This is a genomic window from Hoeflea algicola (assembly GCF_026619415.1).
In the GTDB taxonomy this organism is placed as follows: Bacteria; Pseudomonadota; Alphaproteobacteria; order Rhizobiales; family Rhizobiaceae; genus Hoeflea; species Hoeflea algicola.
The window spans coordinates 1,837,210-1,852,103 of the sequence record NZ_JAOVZR010000001.1 but is presented as its reverse complement, the minus strand read 5'-3'; the positions used below and the strand labels follow the sequence as shown (position 1 = coordinate 1,852,103).

The following is a 14,894-nucleotide window of genomic DNA, read 5'->3' as shown; positions in this document are numbered from 1 at the left end:
CGGCATGGCAAATGGCAAACTGTTCCTGCTGTCGGCGGGTGGCACCGGCGGGCATCTGTTTCCTGCCGAGGCGCTGGCGCATGAGCTGACAGCCCGCGGCCACACAGTTCATCTGGTCACTGACAGCCGGGCGCAGCGGTTTGCCGGCAAGTTTCCGGCCTCGGAAATCCATATCGTTCGCTCCGCCACCATCGGTTCAAAAAACCCGATCAAGGTGGCCCGGGCGTTGTGGACGTTGTTTCAGGGCGTGCGCGAGGCGGGTGTACTGATCCGGCGGATTCGACCAGATGCGGTGATCGGCTTTGGCGGTTACCCGACGATACCGCCGCTGATCGCAGCCTCGAACGCCGGTCTGCCGACGATGATTCATGAGCAGAACGCGGTGATGGGGCGAGCCAACAAGGCGCTGGCTGGCAGGGTCAAGGCAATCGCTGGCGGGTTTCTGCCGCAGGGCAAGGGCAAATATGCCGACAAGACGGTAATCACAGGCAATCCGGTACGTCCGGAAGTGCTGGCTGCAGCGGCAATTCCGTATGTGCCGTCGATGGAGGGTGAAACCTTCCGCCTGGTGGCGTTTGGCGGAAGCCAGGGCGCGCAGTTCTTTTCCGACGCGGTGCCGGCTGCAATCGCGCTGCTTCCCGACCCGCTGCGGGCACGGTTGGAGTTGACCCAGCAGGCGAGGCCCGAGGACGAGGAGCATGTCCGTGCTCGGCTTGCAGAACTCGGCATCAAGGCGGAGGTATCGCCGTTTTTCAACGACATGGCGGCGCGTCTGGGGGCTGCGCATCTGGTGATTTCGCGGTCCGGGGCATCGACGGTGTCGGAAATTGCCGTGATCGGCCGCTCGGCGATCCTGGTGCCCTATCCGTTCGCACTCGACCATGACCAGGCCGCTAACGCCGCGGCGCTGATGGCCAAGGGTGGGGCCAGCGTGATCAAGCAATCCGAGCTTTCGCCGCAGCTACTTTCCGACATGATCGGCGACCGCATGCAGGACCCCGCCGGCCTCGCGGCCACTGCGGCTGCGGCACAGGCGACCGGAAAACCCGACGCCGCGCGCTTGCTTGCCAATCTGGCGGAGGCTATTGCGGAGGGGATTACAGCAGAGCAATTCAGGAGCACACCCGCATGAAAATGCCGCAAACCATCGGCCTCGTTCATTTCATCGGCATCGGCGGCATCGGCATGAGCGGCATCGCCGAGGTGCTGCACAATCTGGGCTACAAGGTTCAGGGCTCCGACCAGAGCGAAAGCGCCAATGTGCAGCGGCTGCGCGACAAGGGCATCGAGGTGTTCATCGGCCATGCGGCGGAAAATCTCGGTGAGGCGGAAGTCGTGGTGGTGTCTACCGCGATCAAGAAATCCAATCCGGAATTGATGGCCGCACGCGAAAAGCTGCTGCCGGTGGTGCGCCGCGCCGAGATGCTGGCCGAACTGATGCGCTTCCGCAATGCGATTGCGATTGGCGGTACCCATGGCAAGACCACCACCACATCGATGGTGGCGACGCTCCTGGAAGCAGGTGGGCTTGACCCCACAGTGATCAATGGCGGCATCATCAATGCCTATGGCACCAATGCGCGGATGGGCGAAGGCGAATGGATGGTGGTGGAAGCCGACGAGAGCGACGGCACCTTCCTCAAGCTGCCCGCCGATATTGCTGTCGTCACCAATATCGACCCCGAGCATCTAGACCATTACGGCAGTTTCGACGCGGTACGCGCGGCATTCAAGCAGTTTGTCGAGAATGTGCCGTTTTACGGTTTCGGCGTGATGTGTCTCGACCACCCAGAAGTGCAGTCGCTGGTTTCGAGGATCGAGGACCGTCGGGTGATTACCTATGGCGAGAACCCTCAGTCTGACGTGCGGCATTTCAATCACCGCATGGACGGCGCCACCTCGGTGTTCGACGTGGAAATCCGGCGCCGCAAGACTGGCGAGACGGTTCTGCTTTCCGATCTGCGGCTGCCGATGCCGGGCAGGCACAATGTCGCCAATGCGGTGGCGGCAATCGCTGTGGTGTTCGAACTGGGAATGACGCCCGAACAGATCGCCAAGGGGCTCGGGCAGTTTGGCGGGGTCAAGCGCCGCTTCACCCATACCGGCAGCTGGAACGGGGTCGAGATCTTTGACGATTACGGCCACCATCCGGTGGAAATCAAGGCGGTGCTTGCCGCTGCACGCGATGCCTGTGCGGGGCGTGTGATCGCGGTTGCACAGCCGCACCGTTACACACGGCTTGAAAGCCTGTTTGATGATTTTGCCGCCTGTTTCAACCAGGCTGATACGGCGATCCTGGCGCCGGTCTATGCCGCTGGCGAAGATCCGATCGAGGACATCAATTCGGCAAGCCTCGTTTCCAGCATGAAGGCCGGCGGCCACCGCGATGCGCGGCTGATCGATGGGCCCGAGGCGCTGGCGCCGCTGATCGCCGAGATCGCCAGGCCGGGTGATTATGTCGTCTGCCTCGGCGCAGGCACCATCACCTACTGGGCCAACAAGTTGCCCGCCGAATTGGCGGCACTGGCGCCGGATGCGGCGGCCGGGGAGCGCATGAAGCAACAGCAAGTCGATGGCGAAAAACTTCTGACGTCGCTGGGTGACAAGCTGGGCGCTGTTCGCGGACGGCTGACGCCAAATGCCGAGATGTCGAAAATCACCTGGTTCCGCACCGGCGGTCCGGCGGAGCTCATGTTCCAGCCCGCCGATGAGGACGATCTTTCGACGTTTCTGGCGGCGCTGCCTGTAGAGATCCCGGTGTTGCCGGTGGGCATCGGCTCCAATCTGCTGGTGCGTGACGGCGGTATTCCCGGCGTGGTGATCCGGCTGTCGGCCAAGGGATTTGGCCAGGCCGAACAGGTCTCCGAGACCCGGCTGGAGGCGGGTGCTGCCTGTCCGGACAAGCATCTGGCCGCCAAGGCGCTTGAGACAGGGCTCGCAGGGTTTCATTTCTATCACGGCATTCCCGGCGCGATCGGTGGCGCGCTGCGAATGAATGCCGGCGCCAATGGCGTGGAGACCCGCGACCGGGTCGTCGAGGTGCATGCCGTCGACCGAGCGGGCCAACGTCACGTGTTTGCAAACGCGGAAATGGGTTATGCCTACCGACATTCCTCGGCGCCGAAGGATCTGATTTTTACCCGCGCAGTGTTTGAGGGAACGCCTGGCGAGCGCGGCGAAATTCGCGAAGCCATGGATGCGGTCCAGCACCACCGCGAGACGGTTCAGCCGATCCGTGAGAAGACTGGCGGCTCGACCTTCAAGAATCCCGAAGGCACATCCGCCTGGAAGGAAATCGACAAGGCCGGTGGCCGCGGCCTGACCGTGGGCGGTGCGCAAATGTCGCCGATGCATTGCAATTTCATGATCAACATTGGCTCGGCTTCGGCCTATGAGCTGGAAAATCTCGGCGAAACCATCCGCGCCCGCGTGCTCGAAACCTCCGGCATCCGGCTGGAATGGGAAATCAAGCGGTTGGGCCTTTTTGAACCTGACCAACTGGTTCAGGAGTTTCTGGGTGTGATGGTGTAAAAGTGGTTGCATTATCTTTGTGATAATTTGCGTAGGTTGTGTCGAAATATGACATTCTGGCGATTTCGGGCAGCGCGCAGCGGGCGTGCCGGAAGCACAAATTTAACGGGTCAAGATTAAGGTCATCCGCTAATCGGGGGTGTATCCATGTTTCGACTGACCCGTGACTGGGTTATCAAGCAACTTTTGTTTGAGGAATTCCGGTCATACAACGACGTTGTCCGCAAGGCTGTCTGGGTCGGAATCAAAGTCTCTCTGTTGGCCTGTGGCCTCAATATTTGCGCCCATCTCCTGCTCTCCTGGTTCGACCTGCTGCCCTATGCGCTGTCTTCGGCGCTGATCGTTGCCTCGGTGCTGACGCCACCGATAACCTTCATTCTGGCGACCACAGCTTATGTGGCGGTCGGCTTTTCGATTCATGATCTGGGTGTGTCGCGGGCGGAGTTCGAGCGGTTGAGCCGCACCGACACGCTTTCTGGCTTGGCGAACCGCCGCGCATTTGTGGAAATGTTCGATCAGTGCGACCGGGAAAAGTCGATGTTGGTTTTCGATGTCGACCGGTTCAAGAAGATCAACGACACCTATGGTCACCAGATGGGCGATGCGGTCATTGTTGAGGTGGCGCGGATGCTGAAGGCGGCTTTCGGAGAGGATTGTGCCTGCGCCCGGATCGGCGGCGAGGAATTTGCCGTTTTCACTGGCAGCATGCCCTTTGCCGAGTTTGTAGTGTTGGGGGAGACCGCTCGCAGAAATGTGGCCGAGATGCAGATGAATGTGGGGGAACGAGAAATCTCCGTCACCATGTCGGGCGGGGCTGCCAGGTCGCTTCCGCATCAGACCTTTGATGAAACCTTTTCACGTGCCGACAAGGCGCTGTATGCGGCCAAGAGTGGCGGTCGAAACCGGATCGTGTTGTCCTACAGCACGGAACCGGTCAGCGCCAACCGGGCCAATAATGCCGCCGCGGCTTGACGAGAGCGCCGGCCGGGCATGTTATGCGATTGGGTCGCGCGACGGTGAAGTTCCTTGAGCAGACGCCTCATTGCCCGCCTCGGCAATAATTTCGAATGGCAGCAGGATCGAACTGTGACGCGTCGGAAAACCGCGTGCCGCAGCAAACATCTCAAGTTCGCGCCAGGGCTCGGGAAAGATGATATCCTCGCCGCTCAGAAGGCGACGGATCAAGTGTCCGATTTCAACTAATTCGGAGAATTTTCGACCGATCGCCTGTTGTACCACGACCGCGGTCGCGGCCATGCCCAGCGTGCAAGCGCGCGTCCTCCAACCGAGCGCAGTGATCACGTCCGCCTTTCTGCGTATGTCCAGCGTGACGAGGCTGCCGCAAGTGCGGCTCGTCCGGGTGACGGAAATATCCGCCGGGACGAGCCGCTTGTCGCTTCGAACCTTTGCGGCGAGATCCCGCAAACCGCGCTGGTAAAGTGCGGCAAGGTCCGGGTCTGTGGTCATTCGACGCCGTCATCCTTCATCTGCCGGCCCAGCACCGACAGGAAGGTCAAGCCAAAATACAGACCGCGGCGGACGTCTTCGTTGCGGGCCACGCGCAGTAGGCCGAGAAGCGACGGCACCTGTGCGGTCGCGGTCTGGTTGGCGGCAAACCGTGCCGCATTGCTCATCGACCAGGCCGCGCCGACTCCTTCCTCATAGGCCTTCATCAGCTTCTGGACCATGGCGTCGTCGAACATGTCGACGCCGTCCGATGCCAGCGAGGCCAGATCGACCAGATTGTGGAAGCGTCGACCCTGCAACAGTGGTGCCGCCTTTTCCAGCAGTTCCATCAAGCCGCGTTGGGTGGCTTCATCCATGGCGGCAAGAGGCTTGGCGGCCTTGATGGTGGTTTTTTCGGTCATGTCCGTGACGGATTCGCTCATATCGTTTTTCTCCCGGTGCCGATGTCAGATGATGCCGCGCGCGACGGACCAGTAGATCCCGCGATTGAAGGCCTTGCGGAGCAGCCCGCCGACTTTTGTCGGAGGCGTTGGATGGACGTCTTCATCATAGTCGTACCAAAGCGGCATTCCTGCATCGAGACCCATCTGTGCCACTGCCTGAACCTTGCCGTCATACTCGGCGACGGTGTGGCCGAGACGGATATCGCCGGCGATGTTGTTGGCAATAACCGGGCTTTGGTTGTGACATGAGCCACCGGCTTTCGAGATCGGCAGATCGACGGTGTCGCCCATGATATAGGCGTTGGGGTGGCCCTCGAGCTGGAGTGTCTTGCGATCGGTCGGCAGCCAGCCTTCATTGTTTGGTGCCTGAGAAATGCCGCTATCGAGAACTGCGTCCACCGCCCGGATCGGAGGCGTACACATCAGAAGATCGAACTCTTCCTCTTTACCTTCCTCGGAGCGGGCGATCTTCTTCTCCGCGTCTACAGATTCCAGTGTGAAGCCACGCTGATGCAGGATGCCCTTGGATTCGAACACCGGCGGAAGCACTTCGCAGACTTCCTGCTGCAAAAACAGGCAATTGCGCAGCAGTTGCGAGATGGTCGGATAAGTATAGACGATCTCGCACTGGTCGCGGACACCCTTGCGACGAAGGTATTCGTCGACCATCAGCGTGGTTTCCATCGGAGCGATGCCACATTGATGGGGCACGTTTGGCGTCTTGGGGAAGTTGACGGTTATGAAGATCCGCCCCTTCTCAAAATTGCGCAGCTTCTCTGCGAGCTGGCGCGCGGGAGCATATTGATAGAAATAGTCGCCGCCTTCCTTGAGCCCGGGAATTCGTTCCGGGGCGGGAATGCAGCCTGTTGACACGACGATATAATCATAGCCGATGGATTTGCCGGACGCGGTCTTGACCTTTGAGCCGGCGAAATCGAAGTTGACGACCTTGTCCACCTGGAAATCGATCTCGGGGCGCAGCAGACTGCTCTGCTTGCGTCGCAGTTCGCCTTCAAAAAACATGTCAAAGGCCACATACATGAACGCCGGTTTGTAATAATGCCATGGCGAATCGGAAAGCAGTGTCACCTTGACCTTCCCGCGTGCAATTTCGGGATACATTTTGGTGACGATGCTGTTGGCAGTCATCGTTCCGCCGATGCCGCCGCCCACGATAAGGATGTGTTTAGTCAATGTTGGCCTCCTCAATTGCCGCCTGAGCGGAGTCTTGATCCTTCACTCCGGAGCCTTAGCATGGGCGGTCAAACCCATTGCCTGCGGATGTTTCCGGATTGGAAAGGTTGGTTGGCGACAAAAGGAAACCCGAGATGCAAGAAGCTGAAATCCGCCAAATCGTCCAGGCCCAGATCATCGAGTGCCTGAACCGCTTCTATGCAATCGAAACCGGGATGTGGGGCGGGCCACTTGATGCATTGATGGTGCGAACCATCATTACCGGAAAGGTTCAGGGCCGTTATTACGACCTGTCCTCCTTGTCGATGACGCTGGGACTGCCAATCTCAACCACGCACAGAAAGGTCAGGGAGCTGGAGGCTGCAGGTTTGGTGGAAAGCAGGAAATGCGGTCGTTCGCTGCGTCTCGAGCCGACAAGCCGCGCGTGTGTTGATCTTGATATGAAATTCGAGGAAATGGTGTCGACATTGCAGCGGCTCTATCGTGGACCGCCGATCCTGTCCGGCAATACGCCGGCGGTATCCGAAAAGGGACCCGCTAGGACTGTTCCGTAAGTGCAACGAGCCGTCGGCTGGTCGCGAGGCGACAATACATCATTTCACCGTCGCTATAGACGGCTTGCTGAGTGCCGGGAACTTGCCGGCAGATCACGAGATGCATCGTCTGGCGTGCATGATTTCATGCTGCCTTGGCGAATTGTTTCGAAGGGCTCACGCACGGAAACAGGGTTGTCCTGGGCGTTGATCAGTTGCATCGCTGCCGCCGCCGTCATCGGCCGGCCGAACAGGTATCCCTGGATCAGGTCGGGGCTCAGCTCGCTCAGGGCTGCCATTTCATCCGGGGTTTCGACGCCCTCCAGCACGCAGCGCAGCTCGAGTCTCGCGCACAGTCGCATGACGCTGGTGACGATTTCCCGCGAGGTCACGCTCTGGCTGACCTTGGAGACAAAACTCCTGTCGAGCTTGACCTTGTCGAGCGGCAACTGGTCGAGATATTCGTAGCTTGAATAGCCCGATCCGAAATCATCAAGGGCAATCTTGCATCCGCTCGCCCGCAGCTCTGTCAGCAGCGACCGGGAAAGATCGAGCGTGGTCATGACAGCGGTTTCGGTGATTTCGAACTCGATGCGGCGGGGCGAGATACCCGACTTCATGATCTGGCCGAGCAGCGACATGATAAAGGCCTGGTCTGACAGATCCTGGCCCGAAAGGTTGAAGGATAGGGAGATGTCTTCAGGCCATTCGGCAAGGGTCTCGAGTCCTTTCCTGAAGATGATTTCCGTAAGCTTGCTGATGTGGCCCGAACGTTCTGCGGCGCGAATGAACTGGTCGGGCCGAACGAGACCAAGTTTCGGGTTCTGCCAGCGGGCAAGTGCTTCAAAGCCGACGGTTCGCTGCAGCTGCGGCGAATATTGCGGCTGAAACAGCAGGTAGATCTCGCTTTCGAGGTCGCCTTCGCGCAATTCGCGCTCAATGGCGGTCGCCTGCTGCATTTCCTTGTCTTCGGTGGCGTCGAACATCAGGCATCGGCCGCGGTGCTTGGCCTTGGCTTTATAGAGCGCGAAATCGGCTTTCTCGTAAAGTTTGGCGCTGGACGCGCCCATGCTCGGGAAATGCGAAAAACCCGCCGAAGCGCCGACGACAAGGTTCAGGAGCGCGAACGGGTAGGGACGGCTGATCGCCTCGATCACCTTGTTTCCCAGCTCCGCAGCAGCTTCCTCCGGCAAGTTTCCCGGAAACAGGGCGACGAATTCGTCACCACCGACCCGGCCGAATGTAACGCCGGGAATCTCGAGTTTGCTGGCCCGTTCGACGATTGCGCATAGCAGCTTGTCGCCGACGATATGGCCATAGATATCGTTGATCGCCTTGAAACCGTCGAGATCGAAAATTCCTACCCAGAAAGGCCTGCGCTGGTCGATCAGATAATCGATCTTCTCAAACACCGCGCGCCGGTTGGGAATGCCCGTGAGCATGTCGGTATCGGCAAGACGCCGGGCCTTGGCCGCCAGTTCGTCGGCAAGCAAGCGTGCATCAATCTGCCTGAATATGGCTTTGCGCAGCAGCATGGCCATGCCGAATGAGGCGAAAGTGGTGGCGATGCTGATCGAGACGTACTGGGTCAGGATTTCCTGGGGGAGTTTGGCTGCGAAAAGGTAGAGCGTCACCAGCGACAGGCCAACGCTGAGCAGGGTTCCCCGGAAGGTGATGCCGGTCGTAGAGAAAACCACCGCCATCAGGGCGAAATAGATCAGCTTGTTCTGCTCAAAATGAATGGTCAGGTAGCAGACGACATTCAGGTAGATCAGCAGGTTGGCGATCAGACCGATCAGTTCGAGCCGCGGCAACGACAGTTTGTCGCCGGCCAGCACATGCTGTCTCATCACATAATAGCTTACAACCGTCGTGAAGCTGATCGAGGCGAGCATGGCCAACTCCAGCCCGGTCTCGTCCCTAAAGTGGGTCAGGGTGATGTAGGCATAATAGACCATACCGGGAAACAGGAACCCGCGTACGATCGGAGAATAGGCAGTCGCCATCGCCTGCCGTCGCGCAGGGTTGATCCAGTAATTGTAAGTGGCGATCGGATTTGCCATTTTCCTGAGAGACCCTTTCAACTCAATGCTGCGCAATGGCCGACGCGGACGCGCGCTGCGTGAGCTGGAATTGAAAGAGCAAGTAAATATTTCCTTGAAAACGGGCGGTCGATCGATAGTTGAATGCTTTATCTGTCCGCTTTTGCATCAATCGAGCCCGTATTGCTGTTTCTCACTTGTTTCCACCTTGGCTAATAAACGAAATTCATTAACGCGGTGTTCCGCGCCTGTTACCCGTTAGACCAATACTCATCGTTGCGGGAAATGGTGCCGGCGGCGGCCGAGGCGACTGCATGCCGTGGCGACATGCGATTGCCTTCGGACGCCATAGTGGAACTGCGCGCGCAGCGGCGTACCCGCAGGCAAAGCCACGAGATGCCTGTGCCGCCTCTTGCGCTTGCCCGAAAGCTCTGATTCCTAAGGGTTTCCATCAGATGCGCATGAGTCGGGCGCTGCTGACCACGCCGGTTTTGAGCCAGGTACCGTGTGGCTGGAACGGGTTGGCGCAATGTTCAGCCGCTAGATTGTGCAGCAACGCGTCTGCCTGATCGGCTGAATTCTGCCTTGATGGGCATCATGATGCGGATTGGGTGGATCCCCGCCTGGAGGGGATGCGCAACAGAACGAGGGAAATGGATGAACGCCGAGGCATTGAAAAAAACCAAGCATGTCGCCGTTCTGATGGGCGGATTTTCCTCCGAGCGTCCGGTCAGTCTGGCTTCGGGCGCGCCCTGTGCCGATGCGCTGGAGCGTGCCGGTTACCGGGTCACCCGCGTCGATGTCGGGCCTGATATTGCCTCTGTGCTGACAGAGCTGAAACCTGATGTCTGTTTCAATGCTCTGCATGGACCCTACGGAGAAGACGGCACCATTCAGGGTGTGCTGGAATACCTTTCCATCCCCTACACCCATTCCGGTGTCACCGCTTCGGCGCTGGCGATGGACAAGCGGCTGTCGAAGATCGTCGCCAAGGCGGTCGGTATTCCGGTGGCGGAATCGAAGGTGATGAACCGCTTCGAGTTTACCTCGGCGCACCCGATGACACCGCCCTATGTGGTCAAGCCTGTCAACGAGGGGTCGAGCTTTGGCGTCGTCATCGTCGGCGAGGGGCAATCGCACCCGCCGCAGGTGATTACCTCGCAAGAATGGAAATATGGCGACGAGGTAATGGTCGAGCGCTACATCGGCGGCCGCGAACTGACCTGCACGGTGATGGGCAATGTGGCGCTGGCGGTCACCGAGATCGTGCCACAGGGACACACCTTCTATGATTATGATTCAAAATACGTTGCCGGCGGCTCCAAACACGTTTGTCCGGCAGAAATTTCACCAATTGTTTACCAAAAAATACGTAGGTTGAGTTTGAAGGCGCATCAGGCGATCGGTTGTCGCGGCGTGAGCAGGTCTGACTTTCGATATGATGATCGTTTCTCCGAAAACGGGGAGGTCATCTGGCTCGAAGTCAATACCCAGCCCGGCATGACACCGACATCACTGGCGCCGGAAATGGCCCTGCAGGCGGGGCATTCGTTTGAAGAATTTGTCAGCTGGATGGTGGAGGACGCTTCGTGTCGTCGATGACGGGAAACAAAGGCAGGGCCGCTAAGGCCAACAGGACGGGCGGACGCCATGCGTTTGCCAGCGCTCTTGTGCTGCCGCGTTTTCTGCGCCGTCACGTGCGCTTCTACAGGGCGCTGGCCACCGGCCGTGTGGATATCCGTCCGCATGTCGGGTCGGTTGCCGCCCTTGCCTTTCTTTCTGCCACCGGCCTCTACGGGATGCAGCTTGGTGGTCACACCGAAGCGGTGACCCAGGCTGTGACCACCAGCGCCGGATTTGCACTGGAAGACGTGCAGATCAGCGGCAATGCCGAAACCTCCGACATTGATATTCTCGGCCAGCTTGGGCTCGATGGCTCCACCTCGGTGGTGGCGATCGACGCGCATCTGGCCCGCACCCGGCTGATGCAGCTGCCTTGGGTTACCGACGCGCAGGTGCAGAAAATCTACCCGCGCGGCCTGTCGGTGAATGTTACCGAGCGGCAGCCTGTAGGTATCTGGCAGCATGGCGACCGGTTGGCACTGGTTGATGCGCGCGGCGATGTGATCGCTCCGCTTACCGGCGCTCGCCATGCTGATCTGCCCCTTTATGTCGGTCTTGGCGCCGACGAACATGCCGACGAGCTGGAAGCCCGGCTGTTGATGCATCCGCAGCTGCGCGCCCGGGTCAAGGCCGCGATCCGTATCGCCGACCGGCGCTGGGATCTGCGGCTCGACAATGGTGTGACGCTGAGCCTTCCCGAACAGGATGTCGACGCTGCGCTGAGGCGTTTTGCCGATTTCGATGGCGGTCGCGACGTGCTGTCGCGCGATATCACAGTGGTGGATCTGCGGCTTCCCGACCGGGTCACGCTGCGGTTGAGCGAAGCTTCGTTCGAACGCCGCAAGAAAGCCCTGGCGGCCCGCGCCAAGGCGATCAAGGCGGCGGAGAAGAACACATGAGCCTTTTCCGTCCTTCCTCCATGCTGCCGCGGCTTTCGCCGCTGTCGGGCAAGCGCGTCAGTATCGTCACGGTGCTCGATATCGGTTCCTCCAAGGTTGTCTGCATGATCGGCCGGCTGACCCCGGTCGAAGCGTCGGAAGTGCTGGCGGGACGTACTCACAAGATAGAGATTCTCGGGATCGGCCATCAGAAGTCGCGCGGCCTCAAGGCTGGCGTGATTTCCGACATGGACGCGGTTGAAAGTTCGGTGCGGCTCGCAGTTGACGCCGCCGAACGGATGGCCGGCGTCACCGCCGAAAGCCTGATCATCAATGTTACCGCCGGGCGGCTGGGCAGCGAAACCCACTCGGCCTCGGTCAATCTGGGTGGCCACGAGATTGCCAATGGCGATCTTGCCAAGGTGGTCAACGCCGCCACCCGCCAGAGCCAGCTCAACGAACGCGCCATCCTGCATTCGCTGCCGTCGAGCTACACGCTTGATGGCGAGCGCGGCATCCGCGATCCGGCTGGCATGTATGGTGATGTGCTGGGCGTCGACATGCATGTACTTACAGCTGACCGGGCGCCGCTGAAAAATCTCGAACTGGCGGTTAACCGCGCCCATCTCACCGTCGAGGCGATGGTGGCCACACCTTATGCTTCCGGACTCGCGGCGCTGGTCTCCGACGAGGCTGAAATGGGCTGCGCGGCCATCGATATGGGCGGCGGCACGACGACGATTTCGGTTTTTGCCGATGGCAAGCTGGTGCATGCGGATGCGATCGCGCTCGGCGGCCAGCACGTCACCATGGATCTGGCGCGCGGGCTTTCGACCCGGCTTGACGATGCCGAACGCATCAAGGTGGTGCACGGTTCGGCGCTGCCGCAGGCGGGCGAAGACCGCGACGTGATTTCGGTTCCGCCGATTGGCGAGGACGAGCGCGACCAGCCCACCCATGTGCCGCGCGGACTGGTCTCGCGGATCGTTCGCGCCCGGGTCGAGGAAACCCTCGAGATGCTTCGCGACCGGATCCAGCAATCCGGATATGGCTCGCTCGTCGGCAAGCGCATCGTGCTCACCGGTGGCGCGAGCCAGATGACCGGCCTGACCGAAGCGGCACGGCGGATTCTGGCGCGGAATGTGCGGATCGGTCGCCCGTTGGGCATTTCCGGCCTGCCGGCGGCGGCCAAGGGCCCGGCTTTTTCTACTGCGGTTGGCCTGATGATCTATCCTCAGGTCGCGCATTTCGAATCCCACGGCGCAGGCGAGGGCGGCTTTGCAGCCATCTCCGGCGCGGGTGGCCGTCTGTCCCGCATGGGACAATGGCTCAAAGAGAGTTTTTGATTTTATCGAATTGGCCCACGCGGCGGTGCGGCCATGCCAAAGGAAGGAACGGGTGTCATGACCATTAACTTGCAGAAGCCGGATATCACCGAGCTGAAGCCCCGCATCACCGTATTCGGTGTCGGCGGTGGCGGCGGCAACGCAGTCAACAACATGATCACCGCAGGGCTGCAGGGGGTCGACTTTGTGGTCGCCAACACTGACGCCCAGGCGCTGACGATGTCCAAGGCCGACCGGCTGATCCAGCTCGGCGTGGCCGTCACCGAAGGTCTTGGCGCCGGCTCGCAGCCGGAAGTCGGCCGCGCGGCCGCCGAGGAATGCATCGACGAGATCATCGATCATCTCAACAGCACTCATATGTGCTTTGTCACCGCAGGCATGGGCGGCGGCACCGGCACCGGCGCAGCACCCGTTGTTGCCCAGGCCGCTCGCGACAAGGGCATCCTGACCGTTGGCGTGGTCACCAAACCGTTCCATTTCGAGGGGCAGCGCCGCATGCGTCTGGCCGAGGCGGGCATCGAGGAATTGCAGAAATGCGTCGATACCCTGATCGTCATCCCCAACCAGAACCTGTTCCGCATCGCCAATGACAAGACTACCTTCGCCGATGCCTTCGGCATGGCCGACCAGGTGCTCTACTCGGGCGTTGCCTGCATCACCGACCTGATGGTCAAGGAAGGCCTGATCAACCTCGACTTCGCCGACGTCCGTTCGGTGATGCGCGAGATGGGTCGCGCCATGATGGGGACCGGTGAAGCATCGGGCGAAAACCGCGCAATGGCAGCTGCCGAAGCCGCGATCGCAAATCCGTTGCTCGACGAGACCACGATGAAGGGCGCGCAAGGCCTGCTGATCTCGATCACCGGCGGTCGCGACATGACCTTGTTCGAAGTTGACGAAGCCGCCACCCGCATCCGCGAGGAAGTCGATGCCGACGCCAACATCATCCTTGGCGCCACATTTGACGAAGCGCTTGAAGGCCTGATCCGCGTTTCGGTTGTTGCCACCGGCATCGACCGTGTCGAAGGCGCGGTCGAGCAGCGTCCGACGCTGTCGGCACCGCGTCCTGCTCCGCGCCCGGCTCCGCAGGCCAGCCGTCCCGCCACAGCCACGCCGGCGCCGCAGCCGGCGCAGGCCAGCAAGGATCCGGTGGCTGACACCATCCTGTCGGCAGAGGCCGAACTGGAGCGCGAACTCGACATTGCCAGCCAGATGATGGGCCTGCCGACACAGGCAAAGCCCGCACCGGAGGCCGTGCAGTCCGGTTCGCAGCCGCACAACCGGCTGTTTGCCAGCCAGCCCGAAGCAACGGCTCCGGCCGCACCGCAACGGCCGGTCATGACCGCGCCGCCGGTAGCACAGGCGCCGGTTCAGCAGGCTCCCGCTCCGGTTCGAATGGAAGCCGAACCGTCACGGATGCCGCGGGTTGAGGATTTCCCGCCAGTGGTCAAGGCCGAGATGGAGCATCGCAACGCGCCGCAAGGCCAGATCGACGAGCGCGGCCCGATGGGCCTGCTCAAGCGGCTGTCAAGCTCGCTGGGCCGTCGTGAGGACGAGGAAGCGCATGCCGCTGCTCCGAGCCCGGCACCGCAGGCGCGTCGTCCGCTGTCACCGGAGGCTAGTGTTTACGCGCCGCGCCGCGGCCAGCTCGACGATCAGGGCCGCATGACGCCGCAGGCGCGCGCGACTCACGATGACGAGCAGCTGGAGATTCCCGCCTTCTTGCGCCGCCAGGCCAAGTGACGGGATTGTAACAAACTGTAAGATAAATCGCATGGCAGTCGTGAGGCTGCCATGCGCATTTGTTAACTCATTGTTAACGAATGGGTTTTTCAAG

The 14,894-nt window shown here is 60.6% G+C and carries 12 protein-coding genes and 1 pseudogene; 9 read left to right on the top strand and 4 right to left on the bottom strand.

Annotated elements, in window-relative coordinates:
- Nucleotides 1–4 precede the first annotated feature (4 nt).
- The 4 genes and pseudogenes from murG to OEG84_RS09095 all read left to right on the top strand — a co-directional run bounded on the left by murG (nucleotide 5) and on the right by OEG84_RS09095 (nucleotide 4,503).
- Nucleotides 5–1,132 (top strand): undecaprenyldiphospho-muramoylpentapeptide beta-N-acetylglucosaminyltransferase, encoded by a 1,128-nt coding sequence (gene murG / locus OEG84_RS09110; RefSeq protein WP_267653461.1) that lies wholly within the window; start codon nucleotides 5–7, stop codon nucleotides 1,130–1,132.
- Nucleotides 1,129–2,523 (top strand): annotated as a pseudogene (gene murC, locus OEG84_RS09105) (UDP-N-acetylmuramate--L-alanine ligase); the annotation flags it as partial. The gene murG and the pseudogene murC, both read left to right, overlap by 4 nt.
- Nucleotides 2,524–2,553: 30 nt before the next feature.
- Nucleotides 2,554–3,531: a UDP-N-acetylmuramate dehydrogenase gene (murB, locus tag OEG84_RS09100; protein ID WP_267656134.1), complete on the top strand. Its 978-nt coding sequence runs from the start codon at nucleotides 2,554–2,556 to the stop codon at nucleotides 3,529–3,531.
- A 147-nt stretch (nucleotides 3,532–3,678) separates the two neighbouring features.
- Nucleotides 3,679–4,503 (top strand): GGDEF domain-containing protein, encoded by an 825-nt coding sequence (locus OEG84_RS09095; RefSeq protein WP_267653460.1) that lies wholly within the window; start codon nucleotides 3,679–3,681, stop codon nucleotides 4,501–4,503.
- 21 nt (nucleotides 4,504–4,524) lie between these two features.
- On the opposite strand, the gene OEG84_RS09090 is transcribed toward OEG84_RS09095, so the two are convergent.
- The 3 genes from OEG84_RS09090 to OEG84_RS09080 are packed head-to-tail and all read right to left on the bottom strand — an operon-like array spanning nucleotide 4,525 to nucleotide 6,635.
- Complete coding sequence (locus OEG84_RS09090) at nucleotides 4,525–4,998, bottom strand: iron-sulfur cluster assembly scaffold protein (RefSeq protein ID WP_267653459.1); 474 nt, start codon at nucleotides 4,996–4,998, stop codon at nucleotides 4,525–4,527.
- Nucleotides 4,995–5,420, bottom strand: a complete 426-nt coding sequence (locus OEG84_RS09085) for a DUF1641 domain-containing protein (RefSeq protein ID WP_267653458.1) — start codon at nucleotides 5,418–5,420, stop codon at nucleotides 4,995–4,997. The genes OEG84_RS09090 and OEG84_RS09085 overlap by 4 nt, the downstream gene beginning before the upstream one ends.
- A gap of 24 nt (nucleotides 5,421–5,444) precedes the next feature.
- Nucleotides 5,445–6,635: an NAD(P)/FAD-dependent oxidoreductase gene (locus OEG84_RS09080; RefSeq protein WP_267653457.1), complete on the bottom strand. Its 1,191-nt coding sequence runs from the start codon at nucleotides 6,633–6,635 to the stop codon at nucleotides 5,445–5,447.
- A gap of 134 nt (nucleotides 6,636–6,769) precedes the next feature.
- Here OEG84_RS09080 and OEG84_RS09075 point away from each other — a divergent pair, with 134 nt between their 5' ends.
- Nucleotides 6,770–7,189: a helix-turn-helix domain-containing protein gene (locus OEG84_RS09075; protein ID WP_267653456.1), complete on the top strand. Its 420-nt coding sequence runs from the start codon at nucleotides 6,770–6,772 to the stop codon at nucleotides 7,187–7,189.
- A 53-nt stretch (nucleotides 7,190–7,242) separates the two neighbouring features.
- On the opposite strand, the gene OEG84_RS09070 is transcribed toward OEG84_RS09075, so the two are convergent.
- Nucleotides 7,243–9,231 carry a putative bifunctional diguanylate cyclase/phosphodiesterase gene (locus OEG84_RS09070; RefSeq protein ID WP_267653455.1) on the bottom strand — a complete coding sequence of 663 codons (1,989 nt, stop codon included), beginning with the start codon at nucleotides 9,229–9,231 and terminating at the stop codon, nucleotides 7,243–7,245.
- 681 nt (nucleotides 9,232–9,912) lie between these two features.
- On the opposite strand from OEG84_RS09070, the gene OEG84_RS09065 reads away from it, so the two are divergent.
- From OEG84_RS09065 to ftsZ, 4 genes are read left to right on the top strand one after another with little or no spacing between them, the layout of a single operon-like run.
- On the top strand, nucleotides 9,913–10,812 hold the full coding sequence (locus tag OEG84_RS09065; protein WP_267656133.1) for a D-alanine--D-alanine ligase: 900 nt from the start codon (nucleotides 9,913–9,915) through the stop codon (nucleotides 10,810–10,812).
- Nucleotides 10,809–11,732 carry a cell division protein FtsQ/DivIB gene (locus tag OEG84_RS09060; RefSeq protein WP_267653454.1) on the top strand — a complete coding sequence of 308 codons (924 nt, stop codon included), beginning with the start codon at nucleotides 10,809–10,811 and terminating at the stop codon, nucleotides 11,730–11,732. Before OEG84_RS09065 ends, OEG84_RS09060 begins: the two co-directional genes overlap by 4 nt.
- The gene (gene ftsA / locus OEG84_RS09055; RefSeq protein ID WP_267653453.1) at nucleotides 11,729–13,057 is read left to right on the top strand and encodes a cell division protein FtsA; all 1,329 of its coding nucleotides are present in this window, start codon (nucleotides 11,729–11,731) and stop codon (nucleotides 13,055–13,057) included. The genes OEG84_RS09060 and ftsA overlap by 4 nt, the downstream gene beginning before the upstream one ends.
- A gap of 57 nt (nucleotides 13,058–13,114) precedes the next feature.
- On the top strand, nucleotides 13,115–14,800 hold the full coding sequence (gene ftsZ, locus OEG84_RS09050) for a cell division protein FtsZ (protein WP_267653452.1): 1,686 nt from the start codon (nucleotides 13,115–13,117) through the stop codon (nucleotides 14,798–14,800).
- Nucleotides 14,801–14,894: the final 94 nt, after the last annotated feature.

Excerpts from the sequence above, each read along its gene's own strand:
- murG (WP_267653461.1), top strand. The coding sequence starts at position 5 with ATGGCAAATGGCAAACTGTTCCTGCTGTCGGCGGGTGGCACCGGCGGG.
- murB (WP_267656134.1), top strand. The coding sequence starts at position 2,554 with ATGAAGCAACAGCAAGTCGATGGCGAAAAACTTCTGACGTCGCTGGGT.
- OEG84_RS09095 (WP_267653460.1), top strand. The coding sequence starts at position 3,679 with ATGTTTCGACTGACCCGTGACTGGGTTATCAAGCAACTTTTGTTTGAG.
- OEG84_RS09090 (WP_267653459.1), bottom strand. The coding sequence starts at position 4,998 with ATGACCACAGACCCGGACCTTGCCGCACTTTACCAGCGCGGTTTGCGG.
- OEG84_RS09085 (WP_267653458.1), bottom strand. The coding sequence starts at position 5,420 with ATGAGCGAATCCGTCACGGACATGACCGAAAAAACCACCATCAAGGCC.
- OEG84_RS09075 (WP_267653456.1), top strand. The coding sequence starts at position 6,770 with ATGCAAGAAGCTGAAATCCGCCAAATCGTCCAGGCCCAGATCATCGAG.
- OEG84_RS09070 (WP_267653455.1), bottom strand. The coding sequence starts at position 9,231 with ATGGCAAATCCGATCGCCACTTACAATTACTGGATCAACCCTGCGCGA.
- OEG84_RS09065 (WP_267656133.1), top strand. The coding sequence starts at position 9,913 with ATGGGCGGATTTTCCTCCGAGCGTCCGGTCAGTCTGGCTTCGGGCGCG.
- OEG84_RS09060 (WP_267653454.1), top strand. The coding sequence starts at position 10,809 with ATGACGGGAAACAAAGGCAGGGCCGCTAAGGCCAACAGGACGGGCGGA.
- ftsA (WP_267653453.1), top strand. The coding sequence starts at position 11,729 with ATGAGCCTTTTCCGTCCTTCCTCCATGCTGCCGCGGCTTTCGCCGCTG.
- ftsZ (WP_267653452.1), top strand. The coding sequence starts at position 13,115 with ATGACCATTAACTTGCAGAAGCCGGATATCACCGAGCTGAAGCCCCGC.